This is a genomic window from Shewanella pneumatophori, assembly GCF_023283895.1.
Taxonomy (GTDB): Bacteria; Pseudomonadota; Gammaproteobacteria; order Enterobacterales; family Shewanellaceae; genus Shewanella; species Shewanella pneumatophori.
This window is the reverse complement of sequence record NZ_JAKILB010000008.1, coordinates 159448-175903: the sequence shown is the minus strand read 5'-3', so window position 1 is coordinate 175903 and position 16456 is coordinate 159448. Positions and strand designations below refer to the sequence as shown.

Sequence of the window (16456 nt, the reverse complement as noted above, 5' to 3'; positions counted from 1 at the left end):
AAGATTAAATTACTGGCCCAACATAGCTTCTTTTAAGCTATCTTGGGCTGGTTCATTGCCTAACCAAATCTTCAATACTGCTTGGCGGAAATCTTCGCCTGCAATAGTTGCCTGAGCTTGACCATTTTTATAAGCGGTAACGCCCGTTGTTTTATCAGCTAGCAGTGTAAATTGATCACCTTCAACGATTTCAGCACTAAATAATCCCATAAATTGCTCGATTTTTGCAGCAATTTGTGTGGTATTGCCATCAGTTGCATCGTCGAAGCCTTCATTAATGGCGTCTTTCATTTTATCAGCAGTGATCATGCCTGAAGTGATATTTAAGCGCACAGCAACACTTGGTGACTCAAGCGCTGCTTGAGCGGTATTAAGATTAGCTGGTACATATAAACTACCAACATATAAATCGATAAAGAACTTGCTACGTACGCCAGCGCCATTTAAGACCAGTGTTTGACCCTCAACAGTGATTGAGTCATCAAGTTGTATGCCAGACACTTCTTTAGCTTGTAGAGAAGATGACAGTAATACACTGCCAGCAAATAGAAGGGTAGAAAGGTATTTCATTATTATCTCGTTTTAATAAGCGGCTAGTTTTAGCCGCGTGTACCTAATTGGAACTGACCGCTTTGGTGAAATAGCGCGGTTTGTTTTTGTTTAGCTGAAATCAATAGTGGACCGTCGTCAAAGAACAGGAAGCACTTCCAGTTACGCACAAACACGTCCCAACGAGTCTCAATGACTTGGTATTTTTCATAGCAAAAATACACCGGGGTATCGTCAGCCCAGTCAAAATGTTCGCTAAAACCTTCTGGTAGCTTTGGATCTTCGCTATCCCATGCACTTTGCCAATGTTCAGTTAACACCCAAGCACTGTCTTTGGCTGCCCAGTCACCTTTAGTGAACTGCTCTGTACGGCTACTTTTATTGCTAATCCATTTATTCCAAACTTCCATCGATGATTTTTGATCAAGCGGTAAGATCAGCGCTTTATCTTCATCAGTCACAGGAAGGTCTTTATGATTAAAGATCCACTTACGTTTGTATTGTTCAAATGGAATATAGGTATGTGCCACAGCGCCTCTCTTGCAAGGATATTAATAAGGGAAAACGTGGGCATTATACCCTGCAAGCAAGCTTAATAGCAGCGGCGCAATAAGTTTTTTTACTTCGCGCCGCTTAACTGTATTTTTGACTGCCTTAGGCTTGCAGTTGCAGCAGGTAGTTTGCTGCGGTGAGATTCTCAGGGTCAATGGTGAGCACTTGATTAAAGCTAGAACGTGCGCCTTCTATTTGTCCCATCTCTGCTAAGAAAACGCCCATTTTCAACAGTACACTAATATCTGTTGGGTATTTATCTAGGTAGTCTAAGTAAGTATTTAGCGCTTGCTGATTCTTACCTTGCAGTGTGAGTACATGGGCATATTGCGGCAAGTATTCATCGCTGTAATGAATGATTGCCTCCAATGTTGACTCTGCCAACTCAATGTTATGCACTTTAAGCGCTAAGATAAGAATTTGTTTTAGTTCGACTTCAGTTCGGTTTTCTGGCGCGATTTGTTGTAAGTGCGATAAGGCTGCGTGATTATCATCACTCAGAATAGCTAGATAGCTTTGAGCTAAATAGTAAAGCCGCTGCGCCAAACCATCGCCGTCAACCATAGGCTCAACACTGTTTATTAGCTGACTCAATCCTGTGTGATTTTTGCTTTTGTATAAATCAATAATTTTTGCAAAGGTATTGTGCAGTGACATATTGGTTTTTTTAAGCGAAAAATACGGGTGTTCCATTGAGGTTAGTTGCACTTGGTATTCATTTGCTATTTGCTGCAGGCAAGCATCGTCTGTATTAAAAGCCAAGTTAAGCTGACTTCTTAACTGGCTGACGTTGTGCACTCGTCCTGGCTGATCGCTTGCGCGCCAATGGTCGACCAATTGTGTAATTGGTGCAGTTTCGGCAAGCTCCCATTGCCTCATAGTTAAGTTATTAGCAGCTTGATTGAGATAGCCAAGCAATTCAATTGCCAAGGTATGAAAGGCTTCATAATAGCGATGAGTCATATTTTGCATATGTTCTACTGACCAAGTTTCAGATTCTTGAGTGGTTAAGAATTTAGAAAACTCATAATATCCATAGAACTTAATGACTTGAGATAGTGCACTGTATTTATCTTTAAGTTGACTTTCAATCTTATCGATTTTACTGACGACTAGTTGACTTTTTTTAGATTGAATCTCTAGTCCTCGAGCTTGTTCATTTAACTCAATCGCTTTGTTTGCTAACGCTTTTATCTGCTCTAAGTCTTGGATAGCTTGATTCACTTCAGTCATCATTTTGTTTAGATGCACTGATTTCTCGGTCGCACCATCGGGCACTAACTCTAATAATTGTTTAGGGGATATACCGGCGGATTGTAGTTTTATTGACTCGACTTTTTGATGATGTACGCCGTCAAGTTTAGCTGCATTTTCAGATAGGTTGATTATATTTGCGTGCGGATAGTTTAATGCATCTTCGGTTAGGGCTTGGCCTGCATATATTAGCTGCACAATGGTTTCGGCAATGTTGCCTGCATAGGTTTCCACCCATTCACCGATACGGCTATTGTTTGATCCTGCATTAGCTTCAACTGCGCCGTTAGCGTGGGAGACGCCATCACTTGAATAACAAAAGTCTGCGCCTGTGAGTAAAATATCCTTAAAGCCTAATTCTATAGCGACTCTAACGGCACTGTTTGTAACGGTAGGACCTACGGTCGGGATATTATTTGTGTCTTCGTCTGCCCAAGGTAATTTACTGCCTAAATAAAGGGATTTACCTAACCACTGCGAGATTAATCTGTGATTAACATGGTGTGAGTTAATAAATAGGCTTTCGTGGGTAAGCGCCATCATGTCGCGATTAACCTCGAAACTAAAGTCTTGCGGGTCAACTGATACAATAATATGAGCTGGGATCCCGGCATTAGATAATCTTGAAGCCATTCTAGAGACAGTAATCACAAACAGCTGGTGGTAGTTATCGACTATCCAATCGAAATGTTCATCCAGTGAAGGGCCACCACCAATGATTATACAAGTTTTTCCAGTAAATTTTCCGTTCAGAAGCGCAGCAGGGTATTGATTTTCAGCTAGGTTTTTTAGTTGCTGGATGAGGAAAATCTTTTGTTCAAAATGCGATTTTCGCTCAACGGCTCTAAACGAAAGTTGCTTATCAACTAAATTGATTAACGAGCTATATTCTTCGATGATGCCCATAGTCGATGCAAAAGAGTGATGAATGACATATTGCTCTTTTATTAGATACAGATCGTTGTCCCCTGACTCCATTTCGGATTGAAACTGGTCAAAGGTTAAGATTTGAATCTGCTTTTGTTTTTCTGCATCAATTTCGACATTGAGTAAGGCTAATACAGGGTCAAGCTCGACAAAGATATATTTACTTCCCATAGGCACAGGGCTTTCAAGTACATAGTTAGCAAGCAATCCTGAATCTAATCCCACAATGATATGTAAACTATCTTCTTGAAAAATGGTCTCTTTGAATCGTTTTTTAAAGGCCGTTTTGGAGTCAATCTTTTCGAACGTATTTCGATTTACACTAGGTAAGAAGTATTCGCCAAAAGTGCTAATTGCGAATTGATTGGTAATTACAGATTCAGATACGTTCATTGCCAATTAATGCCTTTATCAGTCGTTGTTAGATGTCTTGGTATACCTTGCTTACTACGTCAGGGAATTGTCGTTTTAAGCGCTAATCTATTGTGGTGAGTAGATTGCTGAAAAAGAGTAGCAAAAAATGCGCCAATGCAGGACTAGTTACCAGACTCTAAATTAATTGAATTGGAGTGTAAGCTGAAGTAATCGGCTTTGAAATAGTGATAAGTAAAAACATTACTTTAGATGCCTAAGCCGGTTGGTTTAAGAGGGAGCTTGGATAAAGCTAGTTTTATTAGGCCTAGCTTGGCAATCGATTACAGTTATTTAGTGTTTAATACTTAACGTTAGCATTGAATTGATTTTAGAGCGTCAAAATTCAGCCACTCAACTACAAGTGAGTTGATGTTTTTTTATTCGGGCGATCAAAGCCATAACCAATAGAGTCGATGCTGAGGGGATATTTCTATATAGTCACTTTATTGGTAAAATACACTGCTAAATCTTTGCTTTTATTTTAATTATCTATGTAAGGTAGAGCATTTTTTGAGTGGTTTTGAGCAAATTAAAGACGTAATTAAGAATAATCTAAGTGCTAATTTTAATTATGAACCTTTTTTGGTATGTATTTTGCTCTGTAATTTCGAAGTTTAAGCTGGCTTTATAATTGTTCATTCAGAGCACTGTAGTGATAAATTGGAGATAACATGTTTGATAATAAGTCGATCCTTATTACTGGTGGCACCGGGTCTTTTGGCCAAAAATATACCAAAACGATTCTAGAGCGTTATAAACCAAAGCGATTAATTATCTTATCTCGTGATGAGCTAAAGCAGTATGAAATGCAGCAAGTGTTTAATGCACCATGCATGCGCTACTTCCTTGGCGACGTGCGTGATGGCGACCGGATGATGCAAGCATTCAAAGATGTAGATTATGTTATTCATGCCGCCGCCATTAAACAGGTACCAGCAGCCGAGTACAATCCTATGGAATGTATAAAGACTAATATTTATGGTGCTGAGAATGTTATCAAAGCAGCCATCGCTAACAATGTTAAGCGTGTAATTGCATTATCAACCGATAAAGCGGCCAATCCAATCAATTTATACGGTGCGACTAAGCTGGCCTCTGACAAACTTTTCGTTGCAGCCAATAATATGGTGGGCGAGGGGGTTACACGCTTTTCTGCTGTCAGATATGGCAATGTCGTCGGTTCTCGTGGCTCTGTGGTGCCTTACTTTAAAGGTCTTATTAGTGAAGGCACCTCTTCATTACCTATTACGCATCCTGAAATGACTCGTTTCTGGTTATCTTTACAAGACGGTGTTGACTTTGTATTGAAGAACTTTGCCAGAATGCAAGGTGGTGAGATTTTTGTGCCTAAGATCCCATCAGTAAGAGTTACTGATATTGCTGAAGCCTGTGGGCCTGGTCTAAAGCATGAAATTATCGGCATAAGACCAGGGGAAAAGCTGCACGAAATTATGTGTCCAGGTGACGATTCACATCACACCATTGAGTTTGATGATCATTTTGTTATCACACCAAGCATCATCTTTTTTGGCAAAGACATGGATTACTCTAAAAACTTGCTTAATGAGCAGGGAAAAGCGGTTGAAATGGGCTTTGAATATCACTCAGGCAACAATCCTGACTTTTTATCAGTAGAGCAAATTAAGTTGCTTGATGAAGGTAAAGACTAATGATCCCTTATGGGCGCCAAAATATCTCCGCAGAAGACATTGCTGCTGTAACGGCTGTACTGCAGTCCGATTGTTTGACACAGGGGCCGCAAGTTCCTCTATTTGAACAAAAAATTTGTGAGTTTACATCGGCTAAATATGCGGTAGCGGCAAACAGCGCAACCTCTATGTTGCATCTAGCGTGTCTCGCTTTGGGGGTTGGTGACGGAGATTATGTTTGGACGAGCCCTATTACATTTGTCGCTTCTGCCAATTGCGCGCTTTATTGCGGCGGCAAAATTGACTTTGTCGATGTAGATCGTCACACAGGAAACATGTGCCCCAAGGCGCTACAGAGCAAACTTAAGCAAGCTAAAGCACAAAACCGTCTGCCTAAAGTATTGATCCCAGTGCATATGGCTGGTCATAGTTGCGATATGCAGGCGATATGGCAGCTAGCACAAGCTTATGGGGTTAGGGTGATTGAAGATGCTTCGCACGGCATCGGTGGCAGTTATTTAGATTCCAAAATTGGCGCTTGCAAGTACAGCGATATCACTATTTTTAGTTTCCATCCGGTAAAAATAATTACTACTGCTGAGGGCGGTGTCGCAACAACTAATAACCCTGATCTCGCAGAATCTATGCAGCTTTTACGGAGTCATGGAATCACTAAAACCCCCGAAAAAATGCTAAGACCCGAAGAAGGGGATTGGTACTATGAGCAGCATGAGTTAGGTTTTAACTATCGCATGACAGAGCTGCAAGCGGCATTGGGTAATAGTCAGATTAAACGTTTAAGTAGCTTTGTTGAGCAAAGAAATAAGCTAGCAGCGGCTTATTTAATTGAGCTTGCGAAGCTAAATATCACTTGTGTTGTACCACTTGATAATAGTTATAGTGCCTACCATTTGATGATAGTGGTATTACCAGAACATATTGACCGTAAAGCGGTTTTTGATGCTATGCGTGCAGCGAATATCTTTGTTCATGTTCACTATTTCCCGGTGCATTTGCAGCCTTACTACTTAAACAAGGGCTTTGCTGAACATGATTTCCCAGAGGCTGAATATTTTTATCAACACTGTTTAACGTTGCCGCTATATCCTGATCTCACTGAACAGGAACAAGGCTATATTCTCGATACGTTAACAGGGCTACTTTAATGAATGTCGCAATTATTCCTGCTAGGGGCGGCAGTAAACGTATTCCCCGCAAAAATATTAAGCATTTTAACGGTAAACCTATTATTGCTTACTCAATAGAAGCCGCGCTGCAAAGTGGCTGTTTTGAGAGAGTAATTGTTTCTACAGATGACAGTGAAATTGCAGAGGTTGCAAAGCAATATGGCGCCGAAGTGCCCTTTATGCGCCCAGCTGAAATAGCTGACGATTATGCCACAACGTTAATGGTGATAGAGCATGCTCTTACTGCATTAATGCTTGATGGTACTGAATATCAGAACTGTTGTTGTATCTATGCTACAGCCCCTTTTGTAACCGCTAAGCAGTTAAAACAAGGTTTGCAGCAAATGCAGCAAAGGCAAGCCGACTATTTGTTTCCTGTGTGTGAATTCCCTGCACCAATTCAAAGAGCAATTCGCCTCGATGACAACACGAATGTGGCGATGTTTGCACCAGAGCACCTTAATACTCGCAGCCAAGATTTAACCGCAGCATATTATGACACTGGTCAGTTTTATTGGGGCAAAGTCACGGCCTACCTTGCTTCTAAGCCAATATATAGTGAAAAGGCTAGTGGTCTAGTTTTGCCAAAGGGCAGTGTGGTTGATATTGATACCCCTGAAGACTGGCAGTTGGCTGAAGCCTTATTTAGTTTTTATCAGCAAAGGTTAGCTGTTTGAAAATCATCATTCGAACCGATGCTTCGCTAATGATTGGTTGCGGCCATGTATATCGCTGCCTTACGTTAGCGGCGCAATTAAGCAAACTTGGCTGTGAGGTTGAATTTATTACGGGCGAAGTGGCCGGTAATTTAAATCAATTTATCGCTCAAAAGGGCTATGTGTTACATACTTTGCCAGTTGTTGCAACGCAGCAACTTGACGCCCCGATTCTTGGTCGAACATGGCAGCAAGATGCCTTGCTAACTGAGCAAATAATGACTCAGGCAAATGCTGATTGGTTGATTGTTGATCATTACAGTCTAGATCTTAATTGGCATAAAGCGGTGGCGGCCAAAACTGGTAATACTTATAAGTTAATGGTCATTGATGATCTTGTGGATCGTGCTTATGCCTGTGAACGATTACTTGATCAGACCTTTGAGCGCCAAGCTAGTGACTACTGCAGTGATACTAATTTACCAGCAGAGCGCTTGTTCGGAACAGAGTTTTGCTTACTAAGAGATGAGTTTAGTGAGTATGCGGAACAAGCTAAAAATAATAGGCTGAAATATCATAGGATTAAAACGATATTGCTTAGTCTAGGCGGCACTGACATTGATAATATTACTGAACGCGTTCTTAGACTGTTAGATGCCAGCGCTCTTGCTGATAGTACCCAAGTAAATGTCATTATAGGGCCTAATAACCCCCATGCTGACAAACTTAAGAAAGCGATTTGTGAGACAAGATTGCAGTGCCAGTTGTTTGTTGCCGTTACTGACATGGCGCGCTTTATCACTCAGGCTGATGTTGCTATTGGCGCAGCAGGTTCAAGCGCTTGGGAGCGCTGCGCGTTATCGTTACCTGCGCTAAATATCATCTTAGCCGATAATCAGCGCACTATAGCAAAACGCTTAGATGAACAAGGGGTGGCAATATCGCTTGGTGATGCACAATCATTAACAACTGCTGCTATTGAGGCGGCTTTAGTGAAATGCGATGCCAATTATCAGCAGATGGCTAATACCAGTCGTCAGCTTGTTGATGGTTTCGGGGCAAGTCGAGTCGCATTAAGCTTATTCAGCGCCCAAGATTTGCAAGACAATTCGATTTATTTAAAACGCGCCAGCCATAGTGATTGCCAATGTTTATACGACTGGCAGTTAAGCCCAGCAACGCGACGTTATGCGCTAAACAGTACAGTTCCTACATGGCAAGAGCACTGTGCTTGGTTTGCCAACAAAATTGCTCAAGCAGACAGTTATCTGTTTATGTTGCGTCGTAATAGTAGTGACATTGGCATGGTACGCTTAGATCCACTAGCAGAGCCTAATCATTATTTGATCTCAATCCTGACTGCACCAGATTGTTACCGTCAAGGTATCGCGAAAGCCGCACTGTTGTTGATTAGACAAGCTTTTAAATTGATAACGATTCACGCCACGGTGTTGACTGACAACTATGCATCGCAAGCACTATTTAAAGGTGCTGGATACGAGCAGTTAACTGAAGAACAATGGATACAGTACCCTGCGAAGGAAACCAATGAATAATCAAATTTCAATTGATGGCAGAGTGATTGGTGGCGGACATGCGCCCTATATTATTGCTGAGTTATCAGCTAACCATAATGGTAATATTCAAACCGCTTTCGATATTATTGCAGCAGCAAAAAAGGCTGGAGCTGATGCGGTAAAAATGCAAACTTATCGACCTGATACCATTACCATAGATTGCGATCATAGTGATTTTCAAATTGAAGGTGGCCTTTGGCACGGACAAAGCTTATATCAGTTGTATGAGTGGGCGCATACACCTTGGGATTGGCATAAACCTTTGTTTGATTATGCGCGCCAATTAGGCATTACTCTATTTAGCTCACCATTCGATTCAACCGCTGTTGATCTATTAGAAGATCTTAATGCGCCAGCTTACAAGATAGCCTCGTTTGAAGCCATTGACTTGCCGTTAATTAAATACGCAGGGGCAACAGGTAAGCCACTTATCATATCAACAGGCATGGCTAATGCTGAAGAGATTGCAGAAGCCATCGACGCTGCGCGTAGTGCAGGTTGTAAAGAGCTCGCAATTTTACATTGTGTTAGTGCTTACCCTGCAGCGGCTGAGGACTACAACCTTGCTACTCTGGTTGATATGAAAGATCGATTTGATCTGGTAACTGGACTGTCAGATCATACTTTAAGCAATATCACTGCAATTGCTGCCACTAGCTTAGGCGCCAGTATTATTGAAAAACACGTCACACTCGATAGAACTGGCGGCGGCCCTGACGATAGTTTCTCGTTAGAACCAAACGAACTCGAGCAACTTTGCCGCGATAGTAAGTTGGCTTGGTCAGCACTCGGTAAGGTCAATTATGCCCGCAGCGCCGCTGAACAAGCGAATGTAAAGTTCAGGCGGTCACTGTATGTGGTGAAGCCTGTTAAGGCCGGAGAGTTGGTCACATTAGATAATGTGAAAAGTATACGTCCAGGTTTTGGTTTAGCACCCAAACATTTAGAAACCGTTATTGGGACGCGCTTTAGCCAAGATTTAACTGCGGGGACAGCTTTGAAAATGGAGCATGTCCATAGTTAGTTAGTTAGTTAGTTAGTTGGTCGGGATTGATAACCGTTAGCAGCTCGTGAGCGGGTTTACGAGTGACGATAATATAATAGGTAAGTTGAGCATGGCATATAAGACAGAGCAAGAAAGTTTTTGGGCGGGCGAATTTGGTAATGAATACATCAAGCGTAATCAGGGGGCAGAGCTATTAGCGAGTAACCTAGCCCTGTTCACGCGTATTTTTAGCCGCACAGAAAAGGTCGGTTCACTTATTGAATTTGGTGCCAATATAGGCATGAATATTCGAGCTTTTAAGCAATTGCTACCAAATAGCGAACTGTCAGCTATTGAGATTAATGCCACTGCGGTTGAGCAGCTAAAACAGATCTCTGAGTTAACCGTCATTCATGATTCCTTGCTGACATTTACGCCTGAGCGCCAATATGAAATGACCTTTATTAAAGGTGTACTCATTCACATTAACCCAGAAGCCTTAGCTGAGGTTTATGACGCGTTATACAATGCGAGTGCTCGCTACATCTGTATTGTGGAATATTATAATCCGTCACCGGTTGAAGTACCTTACCGTGGCCATAGTGGTAAGTTATTCAAGAGAGACTTTGCCGGTGAAATGTTAGATAAGTATGCCGATCTTAAACTTGTTGATTATGGATTTAGTTACCATAGAGACAGACAATTTCCGCAAGACGATTTAACTTGGTTTTTATTAGAAAAATCATCAATCCCTGCTTAAATGAACCTGCGATTACAGCAGGCTCTATAACAGGACTAAGTATTACGCTTTTAAAGCGCATAGCCTGAAGAACAAGTCACTTGCTTCAGGCTAACTTAGTTTAACAAACAGCGTTTGTTAAAGCTGATCTCATGTAAGCTGCTCTTATGAAAGTAATAAGGGTAATTCATACTCTAAAGCATCCGCTAATCCTAACCAGTCATGCTTTTCTTGCGCGGCAAGCATACTGCTTAATATGGGCATGATTTGCTGATTATTCGTCAAAGAAGGTTGCAGCTCAATCAACTTATCGATGCATTCGGTCAACTGTAATGAACCTTGTGCCTCATGACCTAACCTTAATTGATGAGCTGTGCTTATTAATTGCTGAATAAGAGGGCTATTTACCATTTGAGTCATTAGTTGCATTCCTTAAAACAGGCACCTTTAATACGCGCACTAGACAAGCTGGACTGATAAAAACTAACATCAGGCTTTGCACTAATATACTGCTCTAAACTTCTTAAATAGCCTCTAAAGTTGAGCTCGGTCGCCACTTTTTCCCCTAAGCCGTTAAACACCCAATGCTTAGCATGCTCAGCCTTTAACCCTAAGGCGCCGTCCTGCCAATGGGCATGGGTTTTATTATTCGGGTAGCAGAAGTCGCTACCAAAAAGGGTGATGTCAGATGCTTGCAGATGAACGGCCAAATCGATAGCTGGATGAAGAACGCTTCCATTAGAAAATAGCCTTAACTTAGTAAGTTGCTTATTGATAGCATCATATTTAACGTGCTGTGAATAAGCGTTGTATTTAGGGCCAGGCCACCATTCAATCACATCTGTAGGTACGGTCGGAAAATAAACCAAGTTGATATCGTCAGCTAATGTTTGCGGGAAGTGCTCGCGAGTAATGTTTTGCTCGATACTTACCACAATATCAGGGATAACGCCATTACTGATAAGCGGCGTTAATGCGGTGTCTACAGCAATGAATATTGGCCGCTTGCCTAATGGCTTAAGCCTTTCTTTAGCTAAAAACTGATAGTGCTGCTCTAAAGAAGGCCCTGTGCCAATTACATACGCTGTGGATTGGCTAAACTGCTCCTTAAGTATGGCTGCATCAGGGTCTCTTTTGAGCAGATATTGATTTGCTGCGAGTCTTTCAAGAAAAGTCGTTTCATTGTCTTGTGAGCGCTGATTGGCATAAGCACGGTTGTTCTCATAAACCAAAAGATCACGTAACGAGGCATTACTATCATCAATCAATAATAGATCTGGCGTGATGGCAATATAAGGGCCATCAGTCACATCCTGCATTAATTCACTTTTAATATTTACCCTAGGATCAGTAAGCCACTCACTTTGATCTGTATAGCAAAGTAATAATGCAAATAGCGAAAAGTTAAGTGGGCAAACCGTGATAGTTTTCAGCTTCATTTTAACGGGAGTTTGCAGTGAATCGTCAATTATAGAGTCATCACACAAGAGTGAAATAACATCTCCCATTCCTACGCCGTAAACTGTCACATCAATACAGTTTTTAGGCAGCTGTTCAATAAAGAGTTGCGCTTCTGCAAGGCGATTATGGCGGCTACTTAACTGGATCCCATCAATCGAGATGGTTTGGTTCTGTCCGGTTACAAGGTTGGCATCAAAATGGTCAAATTTTGCAAGTGTTAGCTGTGACGCAACAGCAGGCCAGCGTTGACTTATAATATTTAAATTGCTTGTAAACAGTTCAGTCATTTAAAGGATCCTTGAAATTGAGCTAGCGAAAACAGTGCTGCTAACGCATAGTCTTTATGGTATCAGTTAACGATAAGCGGCTGAACTTGAATAGGTGATTTTGAGCGTAAATAAGAGTAAAAACAAAAAGTAGAGCTAACACTGTGAGGATTAGTTTGTGAGCCGCGTAGAGGCTAAAAGTAAACAATGAAAATGATATAGCAGATGTAACATCACCAAAAAGGTATGTATATGGTCTCCCCACAGGGACTCGAACCCCGATCGATCGCTTAGGAGGCGACTGCTCTATCCTGTTGAGCTATAGGGAGACTGAGCTGATTATACTGGTTTTAGACTAGATGAAAAGAGCAGATGAAAAGTCTTTAAATTTAGTTGCTTAATAAATGTTCGCTCAGTCAATTTTAATGACCAATAGCGAGAATAACTCGCTATTGGTAACGGCTATTATTTTAAACTTGTGCTGTTTTTACTGCTCACCATTGTCAGCTCAGCAATAGAACGCTTGCTAGTCATCGGCTAAAAGTCGTTATAGCTTTATGGCTAAATCACTTAATTGGACATTTATAGATGCCGCTATGCCTTTAAGTTCAGCGGTTGCGCTTTGCTGACTCACTTGGTCAATAGTGATGCTTGCTCTGCTCTTACTGGCCACTGCGCGCATATTATCTAATCTGTCAGGCATGTTTTGCTGTAAAACAATCTGTAATTTATCACCAACTCTAATACCATGCTCACGTCCAAGATTAATGATAATTCTATCGCCTTGCCTAGATACCACTTGCCCGAGCAGTGGTCGGCAATTTAAATTGTCATCAATATCGTGGCTAACTTGCGTGAGCACTCGGTCAATGGCTTCACCGTATTCAGAACGCCAAAACATTTCGCTATTTGAATTAACGGTTTGCTGACGTTTGAACTCCCACTCTGCTTCGTCTTGATATTGTTGACTCCAAATTTTCTCACCACTGACAGCGTGAAATAGTGACACACGTATTTGGAATGTACGTTGTGGGTCGTTGTCCCACAGGCCTAGCGTGCTAGTAAATGGCTCGGTTGAAATATCAATGATTTCAGGTAATAGGATATATTGGCTATCGGTAATTTCACCTAACCAAGTTGGCAGCCTGTAGCCGCGAACATCAACTAAAGCTTGATCTATATCTAGGCGCTCATTTGCATGAACTTGAGGGAAGCTGCTGCTTGATTGCTGGGCTAAAATATACGCCAAACGCTGCGAAATATTTTGTTCAAACAGACCTAGATTACCGTATCTTAGTTGCGTGCGATCGTTAATCAGTGATTGCGGAATAAGAATGGCGGCCTTTAACTCGCCACTCTGGCACTCCAGATTTATCGGCTCAATGAGATCGAGTCGGATATTAACTGTGAGCACATTGTTATCTACTTTCTCAGATAGAAGCTCAATATTTTGGCTTTGGGTTTGGTGAGCCACAGTAAATGAATCTTCAATTAGCTGGCCGTTACTGACTGTTTGCTGACTAACAAATTGAGCTCCAGATTTAAGGGTTGCGTAACTGACTGCTTGATGAATCGCATCTTCTCGAGCTTGGGCTACATCATTATCAATAATTTCTGCTTGGCCACTTACTGTGATCCATTTAGCTTCAACGGGCGTTGTTATTGCTGATGATATGAAGCACAACAATGCGGTTACTGAATATAGTGCTGATTTCATCTCAATTTTCCGGTCGGTATTAGTCAAACTAAATCATTTGCAAACGTCGCTTATCTGACGCTTTTGCTGTTATTGCAATACATTAAGCAAATAGTGTGCCTGCAATAGAATGATTGTGGCTAATTGGCCGGTTGGATTGGCTGAAAAATGTGCAGTTTGTAGCTTTTAGGCAAGGAATGCGATTGCCAAAGCTAAGGGGCATACAGAAACCATGCTACACCTTAGGACAACAGCGATTGTGAAAATTATAAAGTTTTCTACTCTGCTGCCGATAAGGGCTTATATAGCATAAGAACAGTCAACGCCTCTTAATCGCGTTGACTTAGCAATAAGCTGCAATTTGCTTACTATGAGTTCAATAGTTGAATTGAGGTTAGTCATTGTTTTTGTGAGCACTCAGTCATAGGCGCTGGCGTTATATAAGGCTTAGAGAATGTATAAATCCATTATTTGTTTACCGATATTGTTTGCGCTAGGCTGCGAAGCAACGTCACAGGGTGAGACGCAAAACTTAACCATGCTCAATAGTGCTGCGATAAATCAAATTTCGCAGCAAATGGTCAATAGTTTAGCTTTGCAAAACGATAGTTTACGCCCAGACCAACCTGTGATTGTCACTACGCCAGTATTAATTAGCGACTTAGAAAGCACAAATTCATTTGGTTTGCAGTTTCAGCAAGGCCTAATTGCCGCCATGCATCAAAAGCAGTTTAACTTAGTCGATATTAATGTTGCTGACGCGCTAAAAATAACTGCAGATGGTGATTTTATTTTAACTCGTGATTGGCAACAACTGCCGGCTGATATTGCGGTTGAACATGTTGTTGTGTCTACGATGAGTTTATCGAATGCCGGAATGGCGCTTAATAGCCGTATTGTGAATGTAACTAATAATAGAGTGGTATCGGCTGCACAAGGCTTTGTCAATGCAAATGACTTGAACGACTACATTCAGCCCTCTGAAAAAGTAGTCTCAGCGCATGGGCTGCTTTACCGGAATGCTCATGCTGCAGAGCAGGCGGTTAGGGTGATAGGAGAGAGATAAATGAAAGCAATATTATGTTTTTGCATAGCATTATTACTGGCAGCCTGTTCCACCCAAGACAGGTATGTGCAATACGAGACTGAAGCACCAAAGTCGTTCCCAAAATTAACAGCTATTGGTTATGCATCACTTGATGTTCAACCTGCTACAGAGCAATCTCAAAGAGTGTTAATGGCTATGCAGGCATCAAAAATTGCCGCTTATCGTGAACTTGCTGAGCAAGTTTATGGGCAGCAGTTGAGTGCGACCAGTCAAGTGAGCGATTGGGTGTTGACCGCTGATGAGGTTCAGGCGTCAGTTTCAGGGGTTATTCGTGGTGCTAAAGTAGTAAAAAGCTACCCAGCAGGTGAGCATTATATTACTGAGTTAGAGTTAGATTTCGAACAAGTATGGGCGCTATATCAACAGCAACACCGTTCGCAGCGCATCAAGCAAGTAACTTATTTTTAAGAGACAGGGCGTTCGTAAGCTCACTTCGAGGACCTAGGGTTGACTTCGTCCTTCTAGGTGCTAGGAAAAGCACAAGCAAAGACAAAGTCAAAGACGAACATTCTTATCTGATGGTATTAGCTTTTACCTAGGATCTAGAAGTCGCTGCGCGACGCCCTCAAAGTGACGTAGTCACGTCCTAGTAGCTAAGCGTCCTTCTCAACTCAGCTTTACGCTTGCAGGTTATTACCCAAAGTTGAAATACTTGAGGTTTTGCCTTTGCCATCATAGGTCAAGCTCGATGCATTTCTACTGACTTGCAAAGCTTGTGAGAACCGATTCAAGCTGGCTAAACTTAATTCGATTAATGATTCGTTTTCAGCATTAAGCTGTTGGCATTGCGCTAATAAAGCTTTGGCACTGCTCACTTGTGCAATTAGCTCTGCATCAGTTTTTAGTAAGTCAAGGTCGGGTTGCGCTGCTATCATCTCATCATTGTGCTTTAGGCTACTGAGTAAGTTTGCCTTGGTGCTGGCAAGCGCGAGTAAAGCATCGGCTTTTTGCTCATGCAATGCCTGCTTTTCTTGGCTTATCACTGCGTTTAGCTCAGTCAACACTTGGTGTTGTGAGCTAAGAAGTTGAGATAGATTTGTCATATTGCCTTGCTCAATTAGTCATGTTTGCCGCTAAAATTAGCTTAAGTCTTTAAGCTCATTTTCAAAGTTAGCAATGTTAGATGCAAGCTTATCAGGATCGATTTTGTAACGTCCCTCAGCAATTGCAGCTTTAATTTCATTTATTTTGTTTTGATCAACATCGGGCATATCGGCCATCTTCGTTTGCACGTTTTGAATTTGTTGAGCTTGAGCTGTAATAGACACTGAATCGCTTTTTTGAGGCGTCGGTGCTGCGCTAGCTGGAGCCGTTTGTGCAGGCGTTCCTTTTGCGCTTGTCCCAGTACCAATTCGAGAATTGGCATGAGGGTTTACTTGTTTAATATCAATAGCCATTTTGAGATCCAACATTTTATAAAAAATAGTTTCTTACAC

At 41.6% G+C, this 16456-nt stretch carries 16 protein-coding genes and 1 tRNA gene; 8 read left to right on the top strand and 9 right to left on the bottom strand.

Annotation, left to right across the window (positions count from 1 at the left end):
- Positions 1-9: 9 nt before the first annotated feature.
- The 3 genes from L2740_RS14090 to L2740_RS14080 all read right to left on the bottom strand — a co-directional run bounded on the left by L2740_RS14090 (position 10) and on the right by L2740_RS14080 (position 3675).
- A complete protein-coding gene (locus tag L2740_RS14090) occupies positions 10-570 on the bottom strand; it encodes a chalcone isomerase family protein (RefSeq protein WP_248950779.1) in 561 nt (186 codons plus the stop codon).
- Positions 571-599: 29 nt separating this feature from the next.
- Positions 600-1079, bottom strand: a complete 480-nt coding sequence (locus tag L2740_RS14085) for a DUF2947 domain-containing protein (RefSeq protein WP_248950778.1) — start codon at positions 1077-1079, stop codon at positions 600-602.
- Positions 1080-1203: 124 nt separating this feature from the next.
- Complete coding sequence (locus L2740_RS14080; protein WP_248950777.1) at positions 1204-3675, bottom strand: 6-hydroxymethylpterin diphosphokinase MptE-like protein; 2472 nt, start codon at positions 3673-3675, stop codon at positions 1204-1206.
- Between the two features lie 692 nt (positions 3676-4367).
- On the opposite strand from L2740_RS14080, the gene pseB reads away from it, so the two are divergent.
- The 6 genes from pseB to L2740_RS14050 all read left to right on the top strand — a co-directional run bounded on the left by pseB (position 4368) and on the right by L2740_RS14050 (position 10510).
- The gene (pseB, locus tag L2740_RS14075; RefSeq protein ID WP_248950776.1) at positions 4368-5366 is read left to right on the top strand and encodes a UDP-N-acetylglucosamine 4,6-dehydratase (inverting); all 999 of its coding nucleotides are present in this window, start codon (positions 4368-4370) and stop codon (positions 5364-5366) included.
- Entirely contained in the window at positions 5366-6511 is a 1146-nt protein-coding gene (gene pseC, locus L2740_RS14070) for a UDP-4-amino-4,6-dideoxy-N-acetyl-beta-L-altrosamine transaminase (RefSeq protein WP_248950775.1), read from the top strand. The genes pseB and pseC overlap by 1 nt, the downstream gene beginning before the upstream one ends.
- Positions 6511-7209: a pseudaminic acid cytidylyltransferase gene (pseF, locus tag L2740_RS14065; RefSeq protein WP_248950774.1), complete on the top strand. Its 699-nt coding sequence runs from the start codon at positions 6511-6513 to the stop codon at positions 7207-7209. Before pseC ends, pseF begins: the two co-directional genes overlap by 1 nt.
- Positions 7206-8744, top strand: coding sequence for a UDP-2,4-diacetamido-2,4,6-trideoxy-beta-L-altropyranose hydrolase (pseG, locus tag L2740_RS14060; RefSeq protein ID WP_248950773.1), 1539 nt, complete (start codon positions 7206-7208; stop codon positions 8742-8744). Before pseF ends, pseG begins: the two co-directional genes overlap by 4 nt.
- The gene (gene pseI, locus L2740_RS14055) at positions 8737-9789 is read left to right on the top strand and encodes a pseudaminic acid synthase (protein ID WP_248950772.1); all 1053 of its coding nucleotides are present in this window, start codon (positions 8737-8739) and stop codon (positions 9787-9789) included. The genes pseG and pseI overlap by 8 nt, the downstream gene beginning before the upstream one ends.
- 91 nt (positions 9790-9880) lie before the next feature.
- The gene (locus L2740_RS14050; protein WP_248950771.1) at positions 9881-10510 is read left to right on the top strand and encodes a pseudaminic acid biosynthesis-associated methylase; all 630 of its coding nucleotides are present in this window, start codon (positions 9881-9883) and stop codon (positions 10508-10510) included.
- Between the two features lie 144 nt (positions 10511-10654).
- Here L2740_RS14050 and L2740_RS14045 read toward each other — a convergent pair whose 3' ends face one another.
- The 4 genes from L2740_RS14045 to L2740_RS14030 form a co-directional block, all read right to left on the bottom strand.
- On the bottom strand, positions 10655-10909 hold the full coding sequence (locus L2740_RS14045) for a hypothetical protein (protein ID WP_248950770.1): 255 nt from the start codon (positions 10907-10909) through the stop codon (positions 10655-10657).
- Positions 10909-12237: a motility associated factor glycosyltransferase family protein gene (locus tag L2740_RS14040; protein WP_248950769.1), complete on the bottom strand. Its 1329-nt coding sequence runs from the start codon at positions 12235-12237 to the stop codon at positions 10909-10911. Before L2740_RS14040 ends, L2740_RS14045 begins: the two co-directional genes overlap by 1 nt.
- 232 nt (positions 12238-12469) lie before the next feature.
- Positions 12470-12545: transfer RNA gene (locus L2740_RS14035), tRNA-Arg, on the bottom strand.
- A gap of 218 nt (positions 12546-12763) precedes the next feature.
- Positions 12764-13933, bottom strand: coding sequence for a flagellar assembly protein FlgT (locus L2740_RS14030; protein ID WP_248950768.1), 1170 nt, complete (start codon positions 13931-13933; stop codon positions 12764-12766).
- 433 nt (positions 13934-14366) lie between these two features.
- Between L2740_RS14030 and L2740_RS14025 the strand changes: the two genes are divergently transcribed.
- Positions 14367-14978 carry a FlgO family outer membrane protein gene (locus tag L2740_RS14025; protein ID WP_248950767.1) on the top strand — a complete coding sequence of 204 codons (612 nt, stop codon included), beginning with the start codon at positions 14367-14369 and terminating at the stop codon, positions 14976-14978.
- Positions 14979-15428 carry an LPP20 family lipoprotein gene (locus L2740_RS14020; protein WP_248950766.1) on the top strand — a complete coding sequence of 150 codons (450 nt, stop codon included), beginning with the start codon at positions 14979-14981 and terminating at the stop codon, positions 15426-15428.
- A gap of 209 nt (positions 15429-15637) precedes the next feature.
- Here L2740_RS14020 and L2740_RS14015 read toward each other — a convergent pair whose 3' ends face one another.
- A complete protein-coding gene (locus L2740_RS14015) occupies positions 15638-16063 on the bottom strand; it encodes a flagella synthesis protein FlgN (RefSeq protein ID WP_248468646.1) in 426 nt (141 codons plus the stop codon).
- 36 nt (positions 16064-16099) lie between these two features.
- Positions 16100-16417 carry a flagellar biosynthesis anti-sigma factor FlgM gene (gene flgM / locus L2740_RS14010; protein WP_248468645.1) on the bottom strand — a complete coding sequence of 106 codons (318 nt, stop codon included), beginning with the start codon at positions 16415-16417 and terminating at the stop codon, positions 16100-16102.
- Positions 16418-16456: the final 39 nt, after the last annotated feature.